Source organism: Nonlabens sp. (assembly GCF_051251825.1).
Taxonomy (GTDB): domain Bacteria; phylum Bacteroidota; class Bacteroidia; order Flavobacteriales; family Flavobacteriaceae; genus Nonlabens.
Genome location: NZ_JBPOGG010000004.1, coordinates 160,422 through 185,320 on the forward strand (window position 1 = coordinate 160,422; position 24,899 = coordinate 185,320).

The 24,899-nt window shown below is 35.3% G+C and carries 25 protein-coding genes and 1 tRNA gene; 19 read left to right on the forward strand and 7 right to left on the reverse strand.

All coding sequences use genetic code 11. From position 1 onward, the window contains the following. The first annotated feature begins 28 nt into the window (after positions 1–28). The 6 genes from ACSHWW_RS07085 to ACSHWW_RS07110 all read left to right on the forward strand — a co-directional run bounded on the left by ACSHWW_RS07085 (position 29) and on the right by ACSHWW_RS07110 (position 3,684). Positions 29–445 (forward strand): hypothetical protein, encoded by a 417-nt coding sequence (locus tag ACSHWW_RS07085; RefSeq protein ID WP_435681734.1) that lies wholly within the window; start codon positions 29–31, stop codon positions 443–445. A gap of 321 nt (positions 446–766) precedes the next feature. Continuing rightward, positions 767–1,630 (forward strand): sigma-70 family RNA polymerase sigma factor, encoded by an 864-nt coding sequence (locus tag ACSHWW_RS07090; RefSeq protein WP_101014111.1) that lies wholly within the window; start codon positions 767–769, stop codon positions 1,628–1,630. Between the two features lie 205 nt (positions 1,631–1,835). Beyond that, positions 1,836–2,474: a DUF937 domain-containing protein gene (locus tag ACSHWW_RS07095; RefSeq protein WP_435681735.1), complete on the forward strand. Its 639-nt coding sequence runs from the start codon at positions 1,836–1,838 to the stop codon at positions 2,472–2,474. Positions 2,475–2,569: 95 nt separating this feature from the next. Beyond that, the gene (locus tag ACSHWW_RS07100; RefSeq protein ID WP_435681736.1) at positions 2,570–2,977 is read left to right on the forward strand and encodes a DUF6146 family protein; all 408 of its coding nucleotides are present in this window, start codon (positions 2,570–2,572) and stop codon (positions 2,975–2,977) included. A gap of 12 nt (positions 2,978–2,989) precedes the next feature. After that, the gene (locus ACSHWW_RS07105; RefSeq protein WP_435681737.1) at positions 2,990–3,493 is read left to right on the forward strand and encodes a DUF6787 family protein; all 504 of its coding nucleotides are present in this window, start codon (positions 2,990–2,992) and stop codon (positions 3,491–3,493) included. A 117-nt stretch (positions 3,494–3,610) separates the two neighbouring features. Further along, positions 3,611–3,684 (forward strand) — tRNA-Arg (locus ACSHWW_RS07110). A 408-nt stretch (positions 3,685–4,092) separates the two neighbouring features. Here the strand turns inward: ACSHWW_RS07110 and ACSHWW_RS07115 are convergent. Beyond that, the gene (locus ACSHWW_RS07115; RefSeq protein WP_435681738.1) at positions 4,093–5,349 is read right to left on the reverse strand and encodes a T9SS type A sorting domain-containing protein; all 1,257 of its coding nucleotides are present in this window, start codon (positions 5,347–5,349) and stop codon (positions 4,093–4,095) included. 173 nt (positions 5,350–5,522) lie between these two features. Here ACSHWW_RS07115 and folE point away from each other — a divergent pair, with 173 nt between their 5' ends. After that, entirely contained in the window at positions 5,523–6,119 is a 597-nt protein-coding gene (gene folE / locus ACSHWW_RS07120) for a GTP cyclohydrolase I FolE (protein ID WP_435681739.1), read from the forward strand. 55 nt (positions 6,120–6,174) lie between these two features. Continuing rightward, the gene (locus ACSHWW_RS07125; RefSeq protein WP_435681740.1) at positions 6,175–6,471 is read left to right on the forward strand and encodes a hypothetical protein; all 297 of its coding nucleotides are present in this window, start codon (positions 6,175–6,177) and stop codon (positions 6,469–6,471) included. On the opposite strand, the gene msrA is transcribed toward ACSHWW_RS07125, so the two are convergent. Continuing rightward, a complete protein-coding gene (gene msrA, locus ACSHWW_RS07130) occupies positions 6,472–6,999 on the reverse strand; it encodes a peptide-methionine (S)-S-oxide reductase MsrA (RefSeq protein WP_435681741.1) in 528 nt (175 codons plus the stop codon). A 111-nt stretch (positions 7,000–7,110) separates the two neighbouring features. Between msrA and ACSHWW_RS07135 the strand changes: the two genes are divergently transcribed. Genes ACSHWW_RS07135 through ACSHWW_RS07170 form a run of 8 tightly spaced genes read left to right on the forward strand, consistent with a single transcriptional unit; the run spans position 7,111 to position 16,494 of the window. Beyond that, positions 7,111–9,567, forward strand: a complete 2,457-nt coding sequence (locus ACSHWW_RS07135) for a DUF5916 domain-containing protein (RefSeq protein WP_435681742.1) — start codon at positions 7,111–7,113, stop codon at positions 9,565–9,567. Positions 9,568–9,588: 21 nt separating this feature from the next. Continuing rightward, positions 9,589–10,257, forward strand: coding sequence for an ABC transporter ATP-binding protein (locus ACSHWW_RS07140; protein ID WP_435681743.1), 669 nt, complete (start codon positions 9,589–9,591; stop codon positions 10,255–10,257). Beyond that, positions 10,250–11,017, forward strand: coding sequence for a TIGR02757 family protein (locus ACSHWW_RS07145; RefSeq protein WP_435681744.1), 768 nt, complete (start codon positions 10,250–10,252; stop codon positions 11,015–11,017). The genes ACSHWW_RS07140 and ACSHWW_RS07145 overlap by 8 nt, the downstream gene beginning before the upstream one ends. Before the next feature lie 58 nt (positions 11,018–11,075). Further along, positions 11,076–12,272 (forward strand): sensor histidine kinase, encoded by a 1,197-nt coding sequence (locus ACSHWW_RS07150; RefSeq protein WP_435681745.1) that lies wholly within the window; start codon positions 11,076–11,078, stop codon positions 12,270–12,272. A gap of 50 nt (positions 12,273–12,322) precedes the next feature. Beyond that, the gene (locus tag ACSHWW_RS07155) at positions 12,323–14,227 is read left to right on the forward strand and encodes a BatA domain-containing protein (RefSeq protein ID WP_435681746.1); all 1,905 of its coding nucleotides are present in this window, start codon (positions 12,323–12,325) and stop codon (positions 14,225–14,227) included. After that, the gene (locus ACSHWW_RS07160) at positions 14,224–15,474 is read left to right on the forward strand and encodes a dihydroorotase (RefSeq protein ID WP_435681747.1); all 1,251 of its coding nucleotides are present in this window, start codon (positions 14,224–14,226) and stop codon (positions 15,472–15,474) included. The genes ACSHWW_RS07155 and ACSHWW_RS07160 overlap by 4 nt, the downstream gene beginning before the upstream one ends. Continuing rightward, on the forward strand, positions 15,467–15,823 hold the full coding sequence (locus tag ACSHWW_RS07165) for a hypothetical protein (protein WP_435681748.1): 357 nt from the start codon (positions 15,467–15,469) through the stop codon (positions 15,821–15,823). The genes ACSHWW_RS07160 and ACSHWW_RS07165 overlap by 8 nt, the downstream gene beginning before the upstream one ends. After that, positions 15,823–16,494 (forward strand): alpha/beta hydrolase, encoded by a 672-nt coding sequence (locus ACSHWW_RS07170; RefSeq protein ID WP_435681749.1) that lies wholly within the window; start codon positions 15,823–15,825, stop codon positions 16,492–16,494. The genes ACSHWW_RS07165 and ACSHWW_RS07170 overlap by 1 nt, the downstream gene beginning before the upstream one ends. On the opposite strand, the gene ACSHWW_RS07175 is transcribed toward ACSHWW_RS07170, so the two are convergent. After that, positions 16,495–16,995 (reverse strand): hypothetical protein, encoded by a 501-nt coding sequence (locus ACSHWW_RS07175; RefSeq protein WP_435681750.1) that lies wholly within the window; start codon positions 16,993–16,995, stop codon positions 16,495–16,497. Between the two features lies 1 nt (position 16,996). Beyond that, positions 16,997–17,758, reverse strand: a complete 762-nt coding sequence (locus ACSHWW_RS07180; protein ID WP_435681751.1) for an MBL fold metallo-hydrolase — start codon at positions 17,756–17,758, stop codon at positions 16,997–16,999. Positions 17,759–17,846: 88 nt separating this feature from the next. Here ACSHWW_RS07180 and ACSHWW_RS07185 point away from each other — a divergent pair, with 88 nt between their 5' ends. Continuing rightward, positions 17,847–19,304 (forward strand): TonB-dependent receptor, encoded by a 1,458-nt coding sequence (locus tag ACSHWW_RS07185; RefSeq protein WP_435681752.1) that lies wholly within the window; start codon positions 17,847–17,849, stop codon positions 19,302–19,304. Positions 19,305–19,369: 65 nt separating this feature from the next. On the opposite strand, the gene bcp is transcribed toward ACSHWW_RS07185, so the two are convergent. Further along, positions 19,370–19,819 (reverse strand): thioredoxin-dependent thiol peroxidase, encoded by a 450-nt coding sequence (bcp, locus tag ACSHWW_RS07190; RefSeq protein WP_435681753.1) that lies wholly within the window; start codon positions 19,817–19,819, stop codon positions 19,370–19,372. A gap of 34 nt (positions 19,820–19,853) precedes the next feature. Here bcp and ACSHWW_RS07195 point away from each other — a divergent pair, with 34 nt between their 5' ends. Then, positions 19,854–20,513: an endonuclease III domain-containing protein gene (locus ACSHWW_RS07195; RefSeq protein WP_435681754.1), complete on the forward strand. Its 660-nt coding sequence runs from the start codon at positions 19,854–19,856 to the stop codon at positions 20,511–20,513. A gap of 507 nt (positions 20,514–21,020) precedes the next feature. On the opposite strand, the gene ACSHWW_RS07200 is transcribed toward ACSHWW_RS07195, so the two are convergent. Both ACSHWW_RS07200 and ACSHWW_RS07205 read right to left on the reverse strand, forming a co-directional pair. Next, a complete protein-coding gene (locus ACSHWW_RS07200) occupies positions 21,021–21,167 on the reverse strand; it encodes a hypothetical protein (RefSeq protein WP_435681755.1) in 147 nt (48 codons plus the stop codon). Positions 21,168–21,227: 60 nt separating this feature from the next. Beyond that, positions 21,228–21,818 (reverse strand): RNA polymerase sigma factor, encoded by a 591-nt coding sequence (locus tag ACSHWW_RS07205; RefSeq protein WP_435681756.1) that lies wholly within the window; start codon positions 21,816–21,818, stop codon positions 21,228–21,230. A 206-nt stretch (positions 21,819–22,024) separates the two neighbouring features. On the opposite strand from ACSHWW_RS07205, the gene uvrA reads away from it, so the two are divergent. Then, positions 22,025–24,829 (forward strand): excinuclease ABC subunit UvrA, encoded by a 2,805-nt coding sequence (gene uvrA, locus ACSHWW_RS07210; RefSeq protein WP_435681757.1) that lies wholly within the window; start codon positions 22,025–22,027, stop codon positions 24,827–24,829. Positions 24,830–24,899 lie beyond the last annotated feature (70 nt).

The following is a 24,899-nucleotide window of genomic DNA, read 5'->3' on the forward strand; positions in this document are numbered from 1 at the left end:
TTATAGTATATAAAGAAAATTACATTAGATGAAAATAGAATTATTCAGGCTTGCTATAGATTTCGGACTTGTAGTATTAATATGGATGGTACAATTACTGATCTACCCTAGTTTTGAATATTTTGCTGGTAACGGACTTGCACGATGGCATAGAAAATATGCGCGCAACATCGCCATAATCGTAGTTCCTATGATGCTGGCGCAAATTGGTCTTGCCATTTACTTCTGGACCTATTATCCTGCAATGGTGGCTCCTAACATTATTTACAGTATACTAGTAGCGTTGACATGGATCACAACCATGCTTATTTTCATTCCGTTACACGCTGCTATTGATAAAAATCCTACCGACACATCTATATGTATAAAACTGACACGATTGAACTGGATACGTGTCATTATATGGACTGCCATCGTCGTGCTAGATATTTTCTTGATATTCTAATCTTGGATTATAAACTTGAATTTTGATAACTATAAAGGATCATTTAGAAGTTCTTTTTCTAAATTTTTAAAAATAATTATCATTTGTGCAAACGTTGTAGTACTAGGTTTGTTGAAGAATACGCTTACGCGAAAGCAAATTGAACAAACAATATATGTAACAATAAACACGTTCTTGCGACTAATGAAACGTAGCGCATCTCGCACTATTGCTGGTCTGAATAAGTGTCAGATAAAGTGAGTTTGGTACGATTTTTGCTACTATTAAAATGCATGACAAAAGCTGTCAGGCACTAATAACTTTTTAATCTTTATACATTAAATGAGACAACTCAAAATCACCAAGCAGGTTACAAACCGTGAGTCTAAATCGCTAGATAAGTACCTACAAGACATCTCTAAGATCGACTTGATCACTGCAGAGGAAGAAGTGGAACTTGCACAGCGCATTAAAAAAGGTGACCAGAGAGCTCTTGAGAAATTAACTACAGCAAACTTACGTTTTGTGGTTTCTGTGGCTAAGCAGTATCAAAATCAAGGGCTTAAGCTTCCAGATCTTATTAATGAAGGTAATGCAGGTCTTGTAAAGGCTGCCAAAAGATTTGATGAAACTCGTGGATTTAAATTCATTTCATACGCAGTATGGTGGATCCGTCAGTCGATTCTTCAGGCACTAGCAGAGCAGTCACGTATCGTGCGTTTACCTTTGAACAAAATTGGATCTATTAACAAGATTAATAAGGCATTTTCACACCTTGAGCAATTGCACGAGCGTCCACCATCACCAGAAGAACTAGCTAAAGAGCTAGACATGACAGTGAGTGACGTGAAGCAGTCTCTTAAAAACGCAGGTCGTCACGTATCGATGGATGCACCTCTTAAAGAAGGAGAAACTTCAAACCTTTACGACGTAGTACGTAGTGGTGAGTCGCCTAATCCTGATAGAGAGTTGATGCATGAATCATTGACACTAGAGATTACTCGCGCGCTAGAGACACTCTCGCAAAAAGAGGCAGACGTTATTTCATTATACTTCGGTATAGGAAATCAACAGCCTATGAGCCTAGAGGAAATCGGTGAGACCTTTGATTTAACTCGTGAGCGCGTGCGCCAGATTAAAGAAAAAGGAATCAAAAGATTACGTCAAAACTCAAGAAGTAAAATCCTTAAGTCATATTTAGGGTAGTCAGTCCCTACACAATTTACTAAAAGCGCCTATTGGGCGCTTTTTTTATGTAATAGAATTATATTATATATTTTAACTAGTTGTCACTTCACCGATTAATTACACGCTTTCGCGGAAGCGAAATTATTTTCCATTAACAAAAAAATATAATAAGTAATATAAATTGTAATTTAGAACTCATTATAAAATTAAAAACAAATAAACAATGGCTTCTATACTAGACCTTTTACAATCAGATTTAGGACAAACACTTATTAATGGTGCTTCTCAAAAAACAGGACAACCAGCAGATAAGACTGCAAACGTACTTTCACAGGCTATGCCTTTAATTCTAGGTGCAATGCAACGCAATGCTTCTACTCCAGAAGGTGCAAGTTCTTTAAATAATGCATTAAGCGATCAACGTCACAGTGGTGGAGTTCTTGATATGCTAGGTGGATTGTTTGGCGATGGTGCTGGTAGCTCAGATGATTTAGTAAATGATGGTGCTGGTATTTTACGTCACGTACTAGGTGCAAAACAACCACAAGTAGAGAATGCACTTTCTAAGTCTAGTGGAATGGATATGGAATCTGTAGGCCAAATTATTAAAATAGCGGCTCCTATTCTTATGGGAGTTTTAGGAAAACAAAAACAAGCTGCAAACGTAGACCAAAACGGTATAGGTGATTTATTAGGATCTGTTCTAGGACAGTCTGGTACTCATGATCAATCGTTTATTGAGCAAATCCTTGATGCAGATGGTGATGGTAGTATCATCGATGATGTTGCAGGAATGGTTCTAGGTGGAAATAAGAAAAAAGGTGGACTAGGCGGATTGCTTGGTGGGCTTTTTGGAAAATAAAAGTTAACTCAATGAAACACACCATAGACTCAATCATATATAGTATAGACGAGTTATGGCGTGCAAGGTTGTTTTTATGGCGGTATTTTTACCCCATGAAAACAACCTTTTATTTTATCGCCATTCTCGCATTTATAGTAAGCTGTAATAGTTACAAGCCTACCGCGAGCACAAATTCTTCCAACACTACATCTGCAGACACATTACGTATTGCAAATGATAGCTTGGAATATGAACTCATAGTTATCGAGCCAGGTTTTAACGCATGGCTAGCTTCACAACCACCACGTGGCCATTATGCTCAAAGCACGCTAGAAGTGCGCAACGGATTTTATGTTAATGAATACAATCTGAGAGTGAATAATCCTGGTAGATATGATTCTTCTATTTATGAATGGCGCATAGATTATGATCGTAATGTCGATTATGGTTATGAAGTAAATTATTTGCTTTATAATTACTTTCTTTTCTTTGAAAAAAGATATAATCAAAAGTTGCAGTAGTATTTTTGCAACATGCAAAAACTGAAGAAAAACTGGGATATTACCAGTAACTGGCAACTCATATTTCCATTATTAGGTATTATAGGCTTACTAGCTTGTGGTTATTTTATAGCTTCCCGTATTATGCCATCAACGTTTGAAGATGTTACATATGAATATGTATTCATTTATGGTGTTACTCTACTCCTAGCCTTTCTCTTCTATAAATTTTGTATGTGGGTTTTTCCAAGATTGATTACTAAATGGAAGATTGAAAACCGATGGGAGATGATTGCTATATTCATAGTATTTGCGATTACTGGATCTGCATCTGCTAGATTAAGTGCTCCATTATTAGAATCATTAGGAATAGATAAAGAATCCATGTCAGCATGGTTATTCTGGCCGTTACGATTATTAATTATTTTTCCTATTTATCAGGTTTTACTAGTAGTTATGGGTTGGTTATTTGGTCAGTTTGAGTTCTTCTGGGCATTTGAAAAGAAGATGTTGGCACGTTTTGGTTTAAAACTATAAGTACTGAAAATCTGTAAGTTGGAAATAACCTCCTAAAACATCACCATTTTTTAAGAAAATGAATGTACACTTTACAAAATAACTATATATTTGCAACCGCTTAGTAAATAAGCATTAGGTCGCGTAGCTCAGCTGGATAGAGCATCTGCCTTCTAAGCAGACGGTCACAGGTTCGAATCCTGTCGCGATCACAATAACTTACAATCCCGAAACGCGATAGCGCTCGGGATTTTTTATTTGGACGCGTCAAGAATTAATTCTTGGAAGTGAACATATAGAAAATCGCGACGACCCGATAGGGTTGAGATTGTATTTGCAGGATAGATCGTTATCAGGATATGAAATAATCCTGTCGCGATCACGAATAAATAAAAAAACCGGAAACGAAATTGAGTTTACTCAAAATTTTGTTTTCGGTTTTTTTATATTCAAAGCGGAGCTTTAAGGGATGCACGTTAGCGAATCCTGTTCGTGAATTATTCCTCTATTACATCTATCTATAACCAAACACAGTTTGAAGTTTTCAAGTGAAATCAAGAACAAGGACCATAGACCGTGCTTTTACTTGTAATATTCTTTAAATAAGAATTCACGCACTATCAATTCTTAACCATTTGATAATTATAGGATTGATTTGCAACTTGAACTTGTAGATAATAAATTCCACTGGAAAGATCAGACATATCTACATTCACCTGATTTTGAGATACTACTTCCACTGCTCTTATCTCTTGACCTAAGGTATCATAGAGTTGATACTTATAAATTGAATCTCCAGTTGCCGAAATAGTGAAGTAATTTGTAACAGGATTTGGGTAAACCTTTATTTCTTGTTGAGATGCAACAGTTACATTACTTAAAGTTGCCTGCGATACTTTTCTAGTAAAATGATGTGCTTTACAGCCTTTAAACGCTGTCAAATAAACGTTATATTCAGGTTGCACGGTAAAATCATATGCATGTGTAGGGTTTGCTATTGTTGAAGTCATTCCATCGCCAAAATTCCATAATAACGTATCATAATTTGTGGAAGTATTAGTAAAGCTAGCCGTAGTTGAATTTATCGAAGCCACATCAAAATTTGCATGAGCTACTAACGTGTCTATATTCCAATCATCTAAATCATTTAAACTAACCGTTTGCGCAACGTTTCTGAACAAGTTTGCATCATTCACAGAAAAAGTTAGGTTGATTGCAGAATTAAGAATCGGTTTTTGAAAAATAGAATTATAAAAAGTACAGGCACCTATAAAAGAGCCTTTTGCATTAGGATGAATATCTCCATAGCCATTCCATAAAAAATGATTAGGGTTTTGTTGTATAGAAGTCTGAAAAGCCTCGCCTACTGGTGCCAGTGGAATACTAGTAGCATCAGACATCTGCATTAAGTTATTTTTAATTAAAGTTTGTCTTTGTAAGTATTGTTGCATACTTGCTGGAGTATTATCTACAATCCCATAAGAGATTTCATAAAGATAAATACTCGCACATGGACTATTTTCATAAATCTTATCTCTTAAAACTACTGCTCTAGCTATAGTAGATGCAAGTGGTTGTGAAAAAGCTGGAGATTCATTTGATCCAGGTTGCAGAATCACATAATCCCATACGGTATTATCTAATTTTTGATAAAGTGTGGCATTATTTACATGATTAATAAAACCTGTTCCACCAGGTGTATGTTGATCAAGGTTGATAGAATAACCTTGTTCCTCAGCTATTGCTTTAAATGTTTGTGGAAGGTTATTAAAGTAAGTAATACTATTCCCTACAAAGAGGACATTTAAAGGATCAGTAGGACTTTGAGACTGTCCTAAAAAAGCAATTAAAAAAATGAAAAATGTAATTCTTTTCAAAACAAATAATTTTAAGTTGCAATTTAATACAATCCAACTTAATTAACTGAAAATGTTACAATTAGCTTACATTATAATAATGATTACTTAATATGACATAAACAAACGTTTAACAATTTATTTAATAGCTTAAACAATTATCACGTAACTTTACTTAAAATTAGAAAAATCGCATGTCATACAACGTTTTTGAAGAATACAATATTGAAACAACAGAAGAAATAAAGAACCAATTTAAAGGAGTTATTGAAAACTTAGGAGAAGATGTGAATCGTGAAGGATTGCTTAAAACACCCGAGCGAGCTGCAAAAGCGATGCAATTTCTAACTTCTGGTTACGATCAAGATCCAGCGGCAATTCTTAAAGGAGCCATGTTTGCCGAGGAATATCAAGACATGGTTATCATTAAAGATATAGAACTCTATTCTCTTTGTGAACACCACATGCTTCCGTTTTTTGGAAAAGCACACATCGCTTATATTCCAAATGGTCATATCGTTGGACTTTCAAAGATTCCAAGAATCGTAGATGTGTTTGCTCGTAGACTACAGGTTCAAGAACGCTTAACACACGATATCCTAGAATGTATCGACAAGACTTTAAAACCTCAAGGAGTTGCTGTTGTTATAGAAGCTTCACACATGTGTATGATGATGCGTGGTGTACAAAAACAAAACAGCTCTACGACTACGAGTGGTTTCCGTGGGCAATTTGAAAAAGTAGAAACTCGCAACGAGTTTTTAAAGCTGATCACATCAAAACTGCACTAGATTCATTTTTGGAACGTTATTTGACTATATTTAGATAGTTAAAAATTACAATTACATGTTTGAATCAAAACGCTCAAAACTCATTTTCGGAATCATCTTTGACCTCATAGGAATGGCATCCTATATAATTCCTGGAATTGGAGAATTTACTGATATAGGTTGGGCTCCAGTTGCTGGTTATTTAATGACTAAGCTATATCCTGGAAAAGCCGGCGTAGCCGCTGGAATCATTACCACCATAGAAGAATTAGTACCAGGATTAGATATCATTCCTTCATTTACAATTATGTGGGTTTATAACTACTTCATTAAAAAAGAAGATCCAACACAAGTTATTGATGTAGACGCATAATTACTTAGCTAGATTCCCATATTGCGTCATTAATTTACGCACTTTGGGATCAATCACATAAGTACAATAGCCGTATTCTCTATTCCTATTATAAAAATCATCATGCTCTGCCTCTACTTTATAGAACGCTGTTGCGGCTGTAACTTCAGTAACAATAGGATCATTGAAAGCTCCATTTTCAGTTAACTCTTTAATATAATCTACAGCAATTTCATGCTGTTTTACAGTGGTATAAAAAATAGCACTGCGGTAATGAGTACCGACATCTGCTCCTTGTCTATTCAATGTTGTAGGATCATGAGTAGCCATAAAAACCATAAGTAATTCCTTGAAGCTAATTATCTCCGGATTATAGGTAACCTCAATAGCTTCGGCATGTCCAGTTCTACCTTGAACCACTTCTCGATAAGGAGGATTTTTGATTTTCCCACCACTGAAACCTGACTGTACTTTTTCTACTCCTTTTACACGTTGAAAAACAGCCTCTGTGCACCAGAAACATCCGCCGGCTAGAATAACAATTTCCATATTCACTTTTTAAGCAAGTTAGCTCACCGTGAACAATTAGTCCATTAAATTAACATCTCTTTAATGATTCCGTAGCATTAAGATTTTAGTTTTGAAGGTTGACTATATTTTATGAGAATTCTGAGTTTATGTATTTTAATGCTGTTATGTTTCGCTTTCGCGAAAGCGAATACCACAGCAGTACAACAAGATACCACCATCATAAAAAGAAAGTCATATAGAGCTACTCGCATTACCAAAGCTCCTAAAATAGATGGTAAGCCATTTGAAAAAGTTTGGGATGGTGTGACAACAGGTTCAAATTTTATACAAACACAACCTGTAAATGGTACTCCAGAAAGAGAAACCCATAAAACAGAATTTAAAATCGCTTATGATGATACTGCTATTTATGTAGCTGGATTTATGTATGATAATGATCCTGAATCTATTTTAAGGCAGTTTTCACAACGTGATCGTGTGTTTGAACAAGCAGATTTGTTCGGCTTTTTTGTAAACACCTATAATAATCAAATCAATCAAACTCGTTTTTATGCCACCAGTGCAAACGCTCTAGGAGATGCTATTACTGAAGGCAACAGGCAAGATTTTAGTTATAACGTAGTTTTTATATCAAATGTATCATTTGATGAACGTGGTTGGTATGTGGAAATGAAAATTCCTTATCGCACATTACGTTTTCCAGAGCAAGAGATACAAGACTGGAGTTTTCAAATCTACCGTAGTATTAAATCGTTAAACGAGGAATACACATATAATTTCATAGATATCACTACCGGAACAGGTACACAATATGATGCGTTATTGACAGGTATTGAAAATATTGATCCACCGCTTAGGCTCAATTTATATCCTTATGTATCAACCATCCACAATCGATTTGATGGCATAGAATCCACGAGTTTTAATGCCGGAATGGATTTGAAATATGGTATTAATGATGCTTTTACGCTTGATGCGACCTTAATTCCTGATTTTGGTCAGGCAGCATTTGATCAAGTGGTTTTAAATTTAGGTCCATTTGAGCAAACCTTTAATGAAAATAGAGCCTTCTTTAATGAAGGAATAGACCTATTTAGAAAAGGCGATTTATTTTTCTCAAGAAGAATAGGACAGCGACCTACAGGAGCAAATGATGTTGAGATACTGGAAAATGAAGAAATTATAAATAATCCTAATTCTTCCCAACTCTTAAACGCGGTTAAAGTAACCGGTCGTACGGAGAAAGGATTGGGAATAGGAATTCTTAACGCTATTACTGAAAGAACTTATGCAACCATTGAAAATGGTATAGATGGCTCCAGACGTGAGGTAGAAACTGAACCACTTACTAATTATAATATGTTAGTATTAGATCAACAATATGGTAATAATTCCTCCATCGCTTTTGTAAACTCAAGTACACTACGTAATGGTAGTTTTACTGATGCAAATGCAAATGCTCTGGTTCTAAACCATAATAATAAAGCGGCAACAAACAACATAAGTGCCGAGGTTAAAATGACCAACCGCTTCACTCCTACAGGAACAGAGACTGGTTTTTCTACGGAGGCAAACTGGCGTAAAACTAGTGGTAAATGGAGACCACGTTTTTCTCATTTTTTTAGAGATCGCGGTTATAATCCTAATGATCTAGGACGTAATTTCCAGACTAACTTTCACACTTTTGGTGCAGATCTCGATTATGTACAATTAACACAAAAAGGAATCTTTAATAGATATGAAATAAGAATGCGTACCAGGCACAGAAGAGCTGCCACACCTAACTTTCATACCGGTTCTCAAATTAGCTTAAATCCGTTCTTTATGTTGAAGGAGCGCTTTGCTTTTGGGATGGATATAGATTATTATACAGATCGTAAAGATCAGTTTGAATCTAGAATTCAGGATCAAGTGGTACGTTATGGTCAAGGGATCTTTACTGGTGGTTTCATTTCCAGTGATTATCGCAAGAAATTTGCAATCGATGCGAGAGCAGGAAGATTTAAGAGGTTTAATGAAAATGAACACAATTATGATTTTAGAATTTCTCCACGATATAGATTCTCAGACAAATTGTTAATGATTTACAGTTTGAACTGGAGAAAAAATAATGATAGAATAAGTTATGTCACTTTAATAGATGATGGCGCTACTGCAATTTTCAGTGAACGTGACACACACAGTGTTGAGAATAGATTAACTGGTACTTATAATTTTAATAATAGGCAGGCGTTGAGTATCTCCTTTAGAAATTTCTGGTCGCGAGCTAGTTTTAATCGTGATTTTAAAGAACTCCAAGTAGATGGAACTGTTGCAGATAGTGATTATGAGCTAGAAGAAGATTTTAATCCCGATGCTAATTTTAATGTGTGGAACCTTGATTTATCCTATCGATGGAGATTTGCACCTGGAAGCGAGGCTACACTACTCTATCGCAACTCTATCTCAAACTTTGATAATCAAGGAGCTATCAACTTTGAAGACAGCTTAAATGATTTATTCTTAGAACCCGTAAGACATAATTTTTCATTACGTATCACCTATTTTATAGATGTGAATGCGGCGAGACAATGGTTTAAATCATAAAAGGAACTACATTTGTCTTACATGATAACAGCACGACATATTCATAAAAGTTTTGGAGATTTACAAGTTCTTAAAGATGTGGATTTATCCATTGAAGCTGGAGAAATAGTAAGCGTAGTAGGTAGTTCTGGAGCCGGAAAGACGACATTACTGCATATTCTAGGAACACTAGAAAAACCTGATATCAAGACTGGTACATCACTCGTTATAGATGGAACAGATGTTACAAAATTAAATTCCAAAGCACTGAGCCGTTTCCGTAATGAATCACTCGGTTTTATTTTCCAGTTTCATCAATTGTTACCAGAATTTACTGCTCTAGAAAATGTATGCTTACCAGCTTTTATAAAGAATACTCCTAAAGATGTTGCTACTAAAAGAGCAAAAGAACTCCTAGATTATTTAAAACTATCAGACCGCATGGACCACAAACCTGGAACCATGAGTGGTGGCGAGCAACAAAGAGTCGCTGTTGCAAGAGCATTGATAAATAACCCCAAAGTCATTTATGCCGACGAGCCTACTGGAAATCTAGATAGTAACACAGCAAACGATTTACATAAATTGATTTTTAAATTACGCGCTGAGTTTAATCAAACCTTTGTCATAGTTACTCATAACGACGAACTAGCAAATCTCGCAGATCGTAAACTGGTCATGCAAGATGGTAGATTTTTAAACAATGAATAGAGCACAGCTCAAGGAATATCTAGATGCAAAAGTGGAGCAATACAACGTTCCTGATTTTATCCCGCACGACCCTATTCAAATCCCACATTTATTTACAGATAAAAAGGATATAGAAATATCAGGCTTTCTAGTTGCTACAATTGCATGGGGAAACCGTAAATCCATTATTAATAATTCACATAAATGGATGGATTTAATGGATCAATCTCCTGCAGATTTTATTTTAAATCATGAAGAATCAGATCTGGAACGATTTGATGGTTTTGTCCACAGAACTTTTAATAGCGAGGATTGCAAAACATTCATGCGAGCCTTGAAACATATAGAAGTGAATTATGGTGGTTTAGAAAACGCTTTCGCGAAAGCGTATCTAGAAACATCAAACCTGCAACACAGCATTTCTCTATTTAAGAAGTACTTCTTTGAAATTGAACACTTACCTCGTACCCAAAAACACGTAAGTGATCCTATGAAAAATAGCAGCGCTAAACGACTCAACATGTTCTTAAGATGGATGGTGCGCAAGGATAATGCAGGTGTTGATTTTGGCATATGGAATAAAATCCCGTTGAGTGAACTCTCTATTCCACTAGATGTACACACTGGAAACGTCGCCAGAAAGCTCAAAATGATTAAAAGAAAACAAAACGACGGAAAAACTGTAGCCGAATTGGACGATTTCGTTCGTAAACTCGATCCGCAAGACCCTGCAAAATATGACTTTGCACTGTTTGGTGTAGGAGTTTTTAATGATTTGTAGGAATATAGTGTAAAAGTTGTAATGTTAATTTACCTTTGATAATACTCAATTTTAAATAATGATAGCCAAGGCTCATAATAACGAACGTCAAAGACTTCAGGCAATTAAAGACTACAATATCTCTCGAGATAGAGAGCAAGTCTTTGATGAACTTACTGAGCTTATCTGCAGATTAACTAATGTTCCTAGATCATTAATTAGCATTGTTGAAGAACACGAAGTATGGTTTAAATCTCAAAGAGGTCTTGAACTCAATTCAAGTGAACGTGAGTTATCTTTTTGCAGTCACGCCATAAATTCCAAAGAAGAAATTTTTCTTGTAGAAGATGCACGAAAAATAGAACAGTTTAAGAATCATCCTTATGTAAATGCTAAAGATCCTGTAATTTTTTACGCTGGTGTAAAACTAAAAAGTGAAGAAGGTTTGCCTCTAGGAACGCTATGTATTCTAGATAATAAACCACATAAACTAAATGAAGAAGACCGTGCATCATTACTTATGGTGGCAGACCTAGCAAGAAGACAATTAGATCTACATAAAAAAAATACAGATTTAAAGACACAAGCAGCCATTTTAGAAGAGAATAACGAGATGTTGAAGAGTTTTGCACACACGGTTTCTCATGATATGAAAATGCCACTTGCAAACATGGTGCTCACCACAGACTTAGTCGCAAAAAAATACGGTGAGAAAATCGACGAAACTGGTAAAAATTATTTGGCTTATATTAAAGATGCTGCATTTGGGTTATCTGATTACGTTACACAAATCCTAGCTCATTATGAAAGTGATTCGTTACTAATAGAAGATAAAGATGAATTTGACGCTTATTCACTACTCGAGCACGTTCATGAAATACTCGCCATTTCAGATGATATAGATTATATTTTACCCGAGGATAATCTAGTAATGCATATTAATAAAAGTGTGCTGGAACAAATTCTTATCAATTTAATAGGAAATGCTATTAAGTATAACGATAAAGAAACTGTAGAAATCAAAGTTGATATTCTAGAAAAGGATAACTTTTATATTATTAAGGTCGCTGATAATGGCCTAGGTATTCCTGAAGATAGACAAGAGGAAATTTTTAAAATGTTCCAAACCCTTAATGTGCCTGATCGCAATGGCAAACGTGGCAACGGAATAGGTCTCAATACCGTACAGAAATTAGTCAATAAACTCAACGGTATGATCACCATAGATTCTGAGCTAGGAAAAGGAACAGAATTCATCATTACTCTATCAAAATAAACTAGGTGAATCTGAGAGAAGATATTATCTTTGACCAATCCTAGAAATAAATGATATTTAAAAACCCAGCAATACTTTACGGACTTCTATTCCTTATAGTTCCTATCATTGTTCATTTATTCCAGTTGAGGCGTTTTACCAAAGTGCCTTTTACAAATGTTGCTTTTCTAAAACCACTTATTACACAAACTCGTAAAAGTCGCCAGCTTAAAAAATGGTTGACCTTACTGGCTCGTATGGCTGCGATTGCTTGTATTGTATTGGCATTTGCACAACCATTTATTCCAGGTAGTGAGGTAGCCACAAGAGAAAAAGAAAGTGCTATTTATCTCGACAATTCGTATTCTATGCAAGCTAGCGGTTCTAAAGGAGAACTGTATAAAACTGCCGTGACTGAACTACTAGATAAATTACCCAATAATCAAAAAATCAATCTCTTTACTAATGACAATACTTTTAAAGATGTCACTAAGCAAGAAATTGCAAATGATTTACTGAGTTCTGGTTATAGTTCTCAATCACTTTCTTATGAGCAAATACAGCTCAAAGCAAACTCCTTATTAAATGATAAGAATAAAAGGAAAGAACTGGTAATCATATCTGATTTTCAAAAAAATATAGAATCATTTCCAGATACAATTAGCGGTTTGAAACGTGAACTCGTTTTTCTAGAATCTCAAGATTCAAATAATATTTCCATAGATACCGCATTTATAAGCAACAGAACTGTTGAATCCATTGAGATAAGTGTCACCGTTTCAAGTGATCAAGCTATCGATAAACCAGTGACTGTTAGTCTGGATAATAACGGAACTCTAGTTTCTAAGACTAGCTTAGATTTAAGTAAAAACAGCAATACAGCAGTTTTTAATTATGCAAGTGCAGAATCTCTTAATGGTCGTATATATCTAGAAGACAGTAGCCTTAGTTTTGATAATGAGTTATTTATAACTAATAATAATGAACGTAAAATCAAGGTTCTAGCAGTTAACCAAGTGGATGGTGATTTCTTAAAGCGCATCTATACTGCAGACGAGTTTGAATTTACTGCCGTAAAAGCAAGAGATCTTAATTTCAATCTTTTAAAAGATCATAATCTAGTTATACTTAATGAGCTTAATAATATCTCTGGTAATCTAGCACAAGAAATGAATACCTATCTTAGAAATGGTGGACATTTAGTGATTATTCCTGCATTAGAACAATCAGGTTATGATGCCATTAACCAAGTTCAAAGTGCAGATGATATAAGTGAAACTGAAAAACGCATCACTGAAATCAATTTTAACCATCCATTACTTAAAGGTGTTTTTAACAAACGAGTTTCAAATTTCCAATATCCTAAAGTAAATTCAAGCGCTAACAATATTGCCGCTTTAAATCCAGTATTGAAATATGAAGATGGAACTAGTTTCCTGTATCAAAAGAATAACATTTACCAGTTCACAGCACCTTTAAATGATACCAATTCTAATTTTAAGAATTCGCCTTTAATTGTTCCTGTATTATACAACATGGGAAGAAATAGTTTACCAGTTGCTCAATTATATTACAATACTGGAACAAGCAATATGATAGCTATACCAGCATCGATTTCAAATGATGAGATTTTACAACTCAGTAACGATACTCAATCTATAATACCGCAGCAGCGCGCGTTTGATTCCTTTGTATTACTTGAAATTAATGATGAATTAAAGGAAGCTGGGAACTATGATGTTTCTAAAAAAGATGAACTCATTACAGCGCTAAGTTTTAATACAAATAGGTTTGAGAATGAACTAAACTATTTCACTTCCTCAGAGCTAGGTGGCAAGAATATATCCTACTCTATTGAAGATTTAGTTTATAAATTAGGTGAAGAAGAAGGGATTTTAAGCCTCTGGAAGTATTTTGTGATGGGCGCTCTATTTTTTCTCATCTGTGAATTATTGATTTTAAAGTTTTTGAAATGATACTATTAAAGAACGTTACAATCGTAGATGCTGGTTCTAAACTCCATCTTAAAAAAAGAGATCTTCTTATCAAAAATGGGAAGATTGCTCAAATAGCTACAAACATTAAAAACGACGAAGCTCGACTTATTGAAAAAGAAGATCTTCATGTTTCGATAGGCTGGTTTGATAGTAGTGTTAGTTTTGGAGAACCAGGTTTTGAAGAACGACAAACCTTCAAGAATGGTCTAGAAACTGCAGCTAGAAGTGGTTTTACAACCATTATGTTGAACCCTAACAATCAACCTAATCCTCAAGACGAGTCTGGAATTAATTATTTAAAAGGTAAAACTGCCAGTGAAGCGGTAACCGTTTTACCGGTAGGTAATTTTACATTACAACAAGATGGTGAACATCTAGCAGAATTGTATGACATGCAACAAGCTGGTGCGGTTTCTTTCTATGATTTTAAAAAATCTATTACTAATACAAATCTGCTCAAAGTAGGATTGCAATACGTAAAATCTTTTGGAGGAATCATACAATCCTATCCACAGGATAATCATCTCGCAGGAAAAGGAATGGTAAATGAAGATGAGACAACTATTCATTTAGGAATTAAAACCACACCTGCCATTGCCGAAGAGGTTCAAATCGCTAGAGATATTCAAGTTGCTGCTTACACAGGAGCAAGATTACATATTCCTACGATCACAACAGCAGCAAGTGTACAATTGATTAAGGACGCCAAAAAGAAATACAGCAACATTACCTGTAGTGTTTCTACAAATCACTTGTTTTTAAACACTACCGCACTAGAAGATTTTAATACTCATTTTAAAATACAACCACCACTACGCGATGAAAAGCAAAATAATGCTTTACTATCAGCACTAAAAAGCGGAGTTATTGATACTGTTACTTCAGATCATATTCCGTTGAATATTGAGCACAAAGCTGTAGAATTTGATCAGTCCAGTTATGGTAGTTTGGGACTAGAAAGTGCTTATGGTGTTGTGCAATCTGTGCTAGAAACTGAAAAAGCGATTGAAGTTCTCACTTCTGGTTATGCAGTATTTGGTTTAGAAAAGCCACAAATTAAAGAAGATGAAATGGCAAACTTGAGTCTTTTCATCCCAACAGAAAAATATACGTTTGAAAAAGAAAACATCTTTTCTTCTTCTAAAAATAGCGCTCATTTAGGTAAAAAACTAAAAGGAAAAGCCTACGGAATTATAAATAATAAAAAGGTCGTTTGGAATGGATAAAGAACCAGCAGGAAAGAATCTAGCGATCATCGCATATGCGAGTGCTATATTTTTATTCTTTCATCTCTTAGTTTGCATCGCGATATTTGGAGTTGCTCTCATTATGAATAATGGAAAAAACCAGCCGTTTGCCTCATTTCACATTAGACAAATGTTTGGAATCATTGTTTCAGCTATAATTGTAAGTGTTTTTGCAAGTGTTATTCCTACAGGAATTATAGCTGTTTTAATGACTGCTTTTTTTGTACTACTTGCCGTTTTAGGATTAATAAGTGCTTTAAGAAATCAAACCGACGAGCTTCCTATCGTAGGTCCACTATTCCAGAAATGGTTCAATTTTATTAAATAATGAAAGCGCTCACTAATTTATCACTACAGCACGTTATAAGACCTGCTCAAAAAGAAAACGCACCTTTACTTCTTTTACTTCACGGTTATGGCAGTAATGAAGACGATTTATTTTCTTTTGCTCCAGAGATTTCTCAAGAATTTTTTATTGTTTCTGCTCGCGCTCCATATGACATGCAACCCTATGGTGCTGCGTGGTATGCCATCAACTTTGATGCAACTGGAGGAAAATTTAGCGACGTTGAGCAAGCAAAGGAAAGTATTCAACTGCTCGTTAAATTCATAGAAGAATTAAAGAAGTCCTACCCTATTTCTCAAGATAAAATAAATATCCTAGGCTTTAGTCAAGGCGCTATTTTATCCTATGGACTGAGTCTTTCTTATCCACAACTATTTGATAAAGTGGTATGTATGAGTGGATATTTAAATGAAGAAATGATTGAAAACCCTGAGGAACTGGAATCTCGCTTTCGCGAAAGCGAGAACAAACCATCCTACTTCATTTCACATGGAACGGTAGATCAAGTAGTTCCTTATGCCTGGGCAAAACAAGCTCCTGATTTCTTAAAAAAGCTAGAACTAAATCATGTATTTAAAGATTATCCTATAGGTCACGGCGTGGCGCGTGATAATTTTTATGACATGAAAGCATGGCTGGAAAAAGAACTTTAATTAACGATACTTATTATAAAGCACTGTTCTTATAGTTTGCATAGACAGCTTGTTGTCTTTATCAAAATCGTACTGTATCAAGACTTCTCCCCAATTCTCATTATCAGTAAAGTTGGCGATTAACCATTTATGATTAAGCACTTGCATATCATTAATTTGATATCCGCGTCCTGCACCTATGTAATCAACCAGCGGATTTCCTCCTTCTTTAATATTGAGTTCCAGTAGGTGATCCATTAAAAATGACTCTATATTATCTCTATCTAAACCGGTAGATGCAAAATAATTGTAAGCTTCTTCATTATTTTCTAGTGAAAATAAATTAGTATCACTTCCAGACATTTGTGCAGCTTCAAGCTGAGCTTGAGTAGCATTATATTTTTCTTCAAGAGTTACATAGGCTTTATCCTGTGATTCTTGAATATTTCTACCGTTAACGTATAAAATAAGTGCAATTAAACATGCAAAAATAAATAGGTATAAATAAAGACTCTGTTTCATATTATAAATTAATTTCTAAATTATCATAAGCGAGAAAAATACCATCTGGCAAGTTTTTTTCAACTTCTTCATGGAATCCTAGGTGATGACTTATATGTGTAAAGTAAGTACGTTTAGGATTCAGTTCCCTTACTAACTCAAGTGCTTCTTCTAGATTTAAATGAGAATGGTGAACTTCTTCACGGAGCATGTTAAGGATTAATACATCCAGATTTTTTAATTTTTCCTTTTCTAGAGGAACAATCGATTTAACATCAGTCATGTAAGCAAAATCTTTTATTCTAAAACCATGAACTGGTATAAAGCCATGACTTGCTAGTACTGGAATCACTTGAATTCCTGCTGCATCAAAAGCCTCATTATCAAACTCATGAACAGTGAGATCTGCAACTCCTGGATATTTATTCTCAGTAGCAAACATGTAACTAAAACGGTCTTGTAATGCAAGGTGAACTCTAGAGGTCATGTGACAATTAATCTCTCCTTGTCTGAAAAAAAAGGGCCTTAAATCATCTAATCCAGCGGTATGATCTGCATGTTCGTGAGTAAAAAGAACGCCATCGAGTTGTTGTACGTCATGTTTCAACATTTGCTGTCTAAAGTCTGGACCGCAATCTATAACTAACCGTTTTTCATTTAATTCTACCATTGCACTTACTCTCAATCGTTTATCTTTTGAGTCGGTGCTTTTACAAACTGGATGGTTACTTCCTATCACTGGAATACCTTGCGAAGTTCCTGTTCCTAAAATGGTAATTTTCACTTGAACTATTTTAGGTTAAAAATAGCCATATTTTTTTGTTCTACGTTGTGGTTTGCTACCTTTGTGTAAACGATATAACAACACCATTATGGGAGTTACCTTACCTGGAGATAATGATTTTGAATCAGTTCCATCATTAAAAAGTAAAGCGCTTAGAATCAACCTTAATCGCAATATCTATGGAACGTTTGCTGAGATAGGCGCAGGACAGGAAACGGTTCGTCATTTCTTTAGAGCTGGTGGTGCCTCTGGTACAATTGCCAAAGCCATGAGTGCTTATGACAAGGACTTCTCAGACGCTGTTTATGGTATACAAGATGACGGTCGTTATGTGACTGAGGCACGTTTAAGACGCATGTTACAACATGAGTCTAACCTAATTGAAGAACGTATCGCTAGAGAAAAACATCCAGAAAAGATGTTCTTCACTTATGCAAACACCGTGGCTACTATTGATTTTGCAAAAAAATATAAAGGACATGGTTGGGTAGGAATTAAATTCCAGGCCGCACCTATGGAAGAGTATTCTGAAATTGTACTGCATGTAAGATTCAAAGAGACTGATGCTCGTTTACAACAAATAACTCTTGGAATTTTAGGTGTTAACCTTATTTATGGTGCGTTTTACAAGCACGACCAGCCTAAGAAGTTACTTAAATATCTATATGACCATATTGATAAGGATAAGATTGAGATTGATATGATCAACTTTGACGGTCCACGTTTTGCTCATGTAGATAACCGCTTGATGTCTTTACAGTTATTACGTAATGATATGACCGAAGCGGTAATGTTTGGCCCAGATGGAAATAACATTTTAAGTGCTCGCATTCTTTATAAGAAAAATGTACTGGCGCTTAGAGGTAGTTTTAGACCTGTTACTAAAGTAAACATGGATATGTATGAAACGGCCAAGGCCATGTTCATCAAATCTGGTAAGGTTCAAGAAGATAAATTGGAGACTATTTTTGAAATTACCTTATCTAACCTTAAAGCCCAAGGAGAAATAGATGAAGAAGATTTCATGCACCGTGCAGAACTTTTATGTTCACTAGGTCAAACGGTAATGATTTCAAACTTTAAGGAATATTACAGACTTGTAGAATACTTTAATAATTATACTAAAGAACGTATAGGTCTTGTGATGGGTGTAAATAACCTTGTAGATATATTTGATACTAAGTACTATACTCATTTAAGTGGTGGAATTCTGGAAGCATTTGGGAAATTATTCTTTAAAGATTTGAGAGTTTACCTCTACCCTATGATCAATCACGAAACTGGAGAACTGACTAATAGTGAGAATCTTAAAGTACATCCACGCATGAAGGAATTATATAAATTCTTTAAATACAATGGCCGTGTGATTGATATTGAGGATTATAATGAAGAAGTCATGCACATATTTTCTAGAGAAGTATTGCGCATGATAGCTGACGGTGATGAAGGATGGAGAGAAATGCTACCACCAGGAATTGCAGAAATTATTGATGAACAAAATCTTTTTGGGTGTAATACTGATACATTATTAGAATCACGTAATTAAACAATATAGGTAACAAAAAAAGACCGCAACTATTGCGGTCTTTTTTTTTATTATATAAATCCTAATTATAGAATTTGTGCTGTGTGATCCTTGGTCTTTACCTTAGTAATCACATCTTCAATGATTCCATTTTCATCAATTACAAAAGTCGTTCTATGGATTCCGTCATATTCCTTTCCCATGAATTTCTTAGGACCCCAAACTTGGTATGCATTCAATAAAGTATGATCCTCGTCGGCAAGTAGATCATATGGCAACTCATATTTATTCTTGAAATTTAATTGTCTTTTAGGACTGTCAGCACTAGCACCTAGGATTTCGTATCCGCTTTCGCGAAAGCGTGATACATTATCTCTCAGATTACAAGCCTCGGCCGTGCAGCCTGGTGTACTCGCTTTAGGGTAAAAGAACAACACTAGCTTTTTTCCTTTAAAATCTGATAAGGATACGGTATTTCCATCTTGATTTACTACTGAAAAATCTGGTGCTTTATCTCCTGTTTTTAATGTGGTCATAGTTGTATTTTTGTTCAAAGTATAAAGTTAAAACATGAATAAAGAGGAAAAGGTCAATTTTATCATAAATAAACTGGAAGAATTATATCCAGAGATACCTGTACCGCTCGATCATAAAGATCCTTACACCTTATTAATCGCTGTTTTAATGAGTGCTCAAAGCACTGATGTGCGTGTGAATCAAATCACACCGCTACTATTTGAACGAGCAGATAATCCTTATGACATGATTAAAATGTCTATAGATGAAATACGTGAAATTATTAAACCGGTAGGTCTTTCACCTATGAAGGCAAAAGGAATTCACGGGCTTTCTTACATGATTATAGATTTACACGACGGTAAAGTTCCACAAACATATGAAGAACTAGAAGCCATGCCTGCGGTAGGACATAAAACAGCGGCTGTGGTACTTTCTCAAGCTTTTGGAATACCAGCATTTCCTGTAGATACTCATATACATAGATTGATGTACCGCTGGAATCTTACCAATGGTAAAAACGTAGTTCAAACAGAAAAAGACGCAAAAAGACTATTCCCTAAAGAAAAATGGAACGATTTACACTTACAAATCATCTGGTACGGTCGTGAATACAGTCCTGCACGAGGTTGGGATCTTGATAAAGATATTATTACTAAAACCGTGGGAAGAAAAACGGTGCTTGATGAGTATTATAAGAAGTTGAAGAAGTGATGGAATATGTAATTATAGTTTTTGCAATTGCACTTATAATTTTCTTTTTCATTTATATACCTAGAAAATTTACCATTCCGATGGTGGGAAAAATGAACAGAAGACAGTGCGTTAATTGCTCTTACATGATTACGCCGTTTAAAGATTATAAAAGTTATAATGATTATTTAAGTAAAGGTTATAACTGTGAAGAATGCCATCAGAGATATAATAAAAACGGAGAAGCCGTGAATTAAAATACTATAATGAAAGAAAACGATACTCGATGAGAAGTAGATTAATTCACATTTATCCATGAATATTTAACTACATTCCTTTAAATATCTCTTCAAAGCGACTTTTTTCTTTTAAGATGAAAAGACATTTTAAAGTAATAAATAAACTCCTTCCTTTGAAGGAAGGTTGGGATGGATGTTTACGAAAACAATATTTCGAGATTATTTGCAAAAACAAAAAACCCATTAAAATCAATAGATTTCAATGGGTTTTTAAAGCTGAAAACAAAAATTAATTGTTGAGCGTCTCAAACGTCATGTTCTGTATCTTCATAACACTCAATGCTTTTGAAAAGTTGAGCAGGAATTTCACCGTGTCATCTTTAGGTCCTAGTGGAGCCACTCTTTCAGGTATTGATTCATTGTAAAGTTTTGCCATGTTGTGTGTTTATTTTCAATATAAACGACACATTTCTAACTTTATTATAATTTCAAGCCTTTAATTTGTCAATATGATATTATGCTTATCAATCACCTTACGTAAATTGATTAGTGCATAACGCATTCTTCCCAGAGCTGTATTGATACTCACATCAGTACATTCTGCGATTTCTTTAAATGACATGTCCTTATACATGCGCATAATTAAAACCTCTTTTTGATCATCTGGAAGTTCCTCGATAATTCTTTTAATATCGTGACGTACTTGATCTGATATCATCTCGTTCTCTGTACTTTCTTGACCATTACTGATCACATCAAAAATATCAAAGTCGCTGTTGCTGGAAGAAAACTTAGGCATGCGCTTATTTCTACGGAAATGGTCGATCACAAGATTGTGAGCAATACGCATCACCCAAGGTAAAAATTTACCTTCCTCATTATACTTACCACGTTTCAACGTACGGATCACTTTAATGAACGTATCTTGAAAAATATCTTCAGTAGTATCTCTATCCAGTACTTTGGAATAGATAAAACTATAAATTCTTTGCTTGTGTCGTGTGATAAGAACTTCTAGGCTGCTCTCATTACCTTTTAGGTACTGGCTTACCAGTAACGCATCTGTAGTAGGGTTTTCTAACTTCATAACTATAACAACTTTAAGACCTTATCATAAGGTTTAAGATCTTGATTTAAAGTAATAGTATAGCTATACGCAGTTTGATTTGAAATTAGTAACGGGATAAATATAACAACATTTATTCCACAATCGCAAAATCAGTCCAAATATTTAACATTTAAAATATAATACAGTGTTTTTAATGGTCGTTGAGCGGTTTATATTTGTAGCATATGAAGGAGAATACCCTATTTGCAAATATCGATGAGCTCAGTCCCAAAGACAACATACTTATTAAAGGAGCTGGATTACATAATTTAAAAGATCTTAATGCTGTAATTCCACGTAATAATTTAGTAGTAATTACAGGTTTATCAGGTAGCGGTAAGTCTTCGCTGGCTTTTGACACCTTATATGCAGAAGGTCAACGTCGCTACGTAGAGAGTCTTTCTTCCTATGCGCGACAGTTTCTAGGTCGTCTCAATAAACCCAAAGTTGAATACATAAAAGGTATCGCTCCAGCAATCGCTATAGAGCAAAAGGTAAATTCCACAAATCCACGCAGTACCGTAGGAACCACTACAGAGATTTATGATTATCTCAAATTGTTTTTTGCCCGTGTAGGTCGCACCTACTCGCCTATTTCAGGTAACGAAGTGAAAAAAGATACCGTTACAGATGTCGTTAATTACGTAAAGAAACAAGAAGAAGGAACTAAACTCTTATTACTTACTCGACTTATCGTTAAAGGAAAACGAGAGGTTCAAGACCAGCTCGACGTTCTTTTACAACAAGGTTTTACACGTATTAAAATTAATGATACCGTAGAACGTATAGAAGGACTCGATTATAGTTTTAAAAAGAATGATACCGTTTCTATAGTCATAGATCGTATTATCAAACGAGATGATGAGGATTTCTACAATCGCCTTGCAGACGCTATTGACACCGCATTCTTTGAAGGAAAAGGAGTTTGTATGATTGAACACATGGATGGTACTGCTGGTCGCGAGTTCACAAATAAGTTTGAACTCGACGGCATGGAATTTCTAGAGCCTAATCCGCATTTGTTTAGTTTCAATAATCCTTATGGAGCCTGTCCTAACTGTGAAGGTTATGGAGACGTTATAGGAATAGATGAAGAATTGGTTATTCCTAATACTGCTTTATCTGTTTATGAAAACGCCGTTTTTCCATGGCGTGGTGAGAATATGAGTTTTTATAAAAACCAACTCATAAAAAGTGCTGGTAAATTTGACTTCCCGATTCACAGACCGTGGTTTGAGTTGACTGATGCTCAAAAAGATCTGGTCTGGACAGGAAATAAATACTTTGAAGGAATCAACGATTTCTTTGCAGAGCTTGAGGCCAAAGCTTATAAAATTCAAAATCGTGTCATGCTTTCTCGCTATCGCGGTAAGACCAAGTGTAGCGTTTGTAAAGGGAAACGACTGCGTGTAGAAACTAATTATGTTAAAATCGCAGGAGTTTCTATCTCAGATCTGGTAAATCAACCTATCAAGGATTTAAAAGAGTTTTTTGATAATATCGAGCTCTCAGAACAAGACCTCAAAATCGCAAAAAGATTACTTGCTGAGATTCAAAGCCGTCTCAATTTCCTGTCAGACGTAGGACTAGATTATTTGACACTCAATAGAAAGTCCAACTCACTTTCTGGTGGAGAATCACAACGCATCAATCTCGCGACTTCGTTAGGAAGTAGTCTGGTCGGTAGTATGTATATTCTCGATGAGCCTAGTATAGGACTGCATCCTCGTGATACGGCGCGACTCATTAAAGTGCTCAAAAATTTGCGTGATTTAGGAAATACGGTAATCGTCGTGGAACATGATGAGGAAATCATGCAAGCTGCAGACATGATTATAGATATAGGTCCAGAAGCAGGAACTCATGGTGGCGAGGTCGTTGCCGCTGGAACTCTAGATGAAATTTTAAAATCAAAAAGTCTTACAGCACGTTATTTGAACGGCAGTTTGGAGATACCGCTTCCGCGAAAACGTAGAACCTACAAGCATTATATTGATATCATCGGTGCGAGACAGAATAATCTTAAGAACATAGATGTGCGTTTTCCTCTAGGTGTGCTCACTATGGTGACAGGTGTTTCTGGTAGCGGAAAAAGTACGCTTGTAAAGCAAATACTCTATCCAGCTATTCTTAAAAAGTTAGGTGGTTACGGTAAAAAAGCAGGACAATTTACCAGTATAGATGGGAAATTTGAAAATATTAAAACGGTTGAATTTGTAGATCAAAACCCTATAGGTCGCAGCTCTCGTTCTAATCCAGTAACTTACGTAAAGGCTTATGATGACATACGTAACTTATATGCTGACCAGAAAGTTGCAAAAATCCGTAATTATAAACCGAAGCATTTCTCTTTTAACGTAGAAGGTGGAAGATGTGAAACCTGTAAAGGAGATGGCGAGGTAACCATAGAAATGCAGTTCATGGCCGACGTGACATTAACCTGTGAAACCTGTAATGGAAAACGTTTCAAAAAAGATGTACTCGAGGTTCAGTTCAAGGATAAAAACATCGATGATTTATTAAACATGACCATCGATGATGCGATTGACTTTTTTAAAGAAGCCGAAATTGCAAAAATCACGAGAAAACTCAAGCCACTACAAGATGTAGGATTAGGTTATGTCACTTTGGGCCAGAGCTCTTCTACTCTATCAGGTGGCGAGGCGCAACGTATTAAACTAGCCAGTTTCTTAGTAAAAGGAACCACTGCAGACAAGACGCTTTTTATATTTGATGAACCTACCACTGGATTACACTTTCACGATGTAAATAAATTACTCGACAGTTTTAATGCTTTGATAGAAAAAGGTCATTCTGTTATAGTTATTGAGCACAACATGGACTTAGTAAAATGTGCAGACCACATCATAGACCTAGGTCCCGACGGCGGAATGAATGGTGGTTATCTCACCGCATCAGGCACGCCTGAGGAAGTTGCTAAAATCAAGAAGAGTATCACTGCACCACATATTGCTGAGAAGTTGAAGTAGGATTGTTTTACACGCTTTCGCGAAAGCGTAATTCAAAACTAATTCTATACAATAATATTTTTCTGTAAGT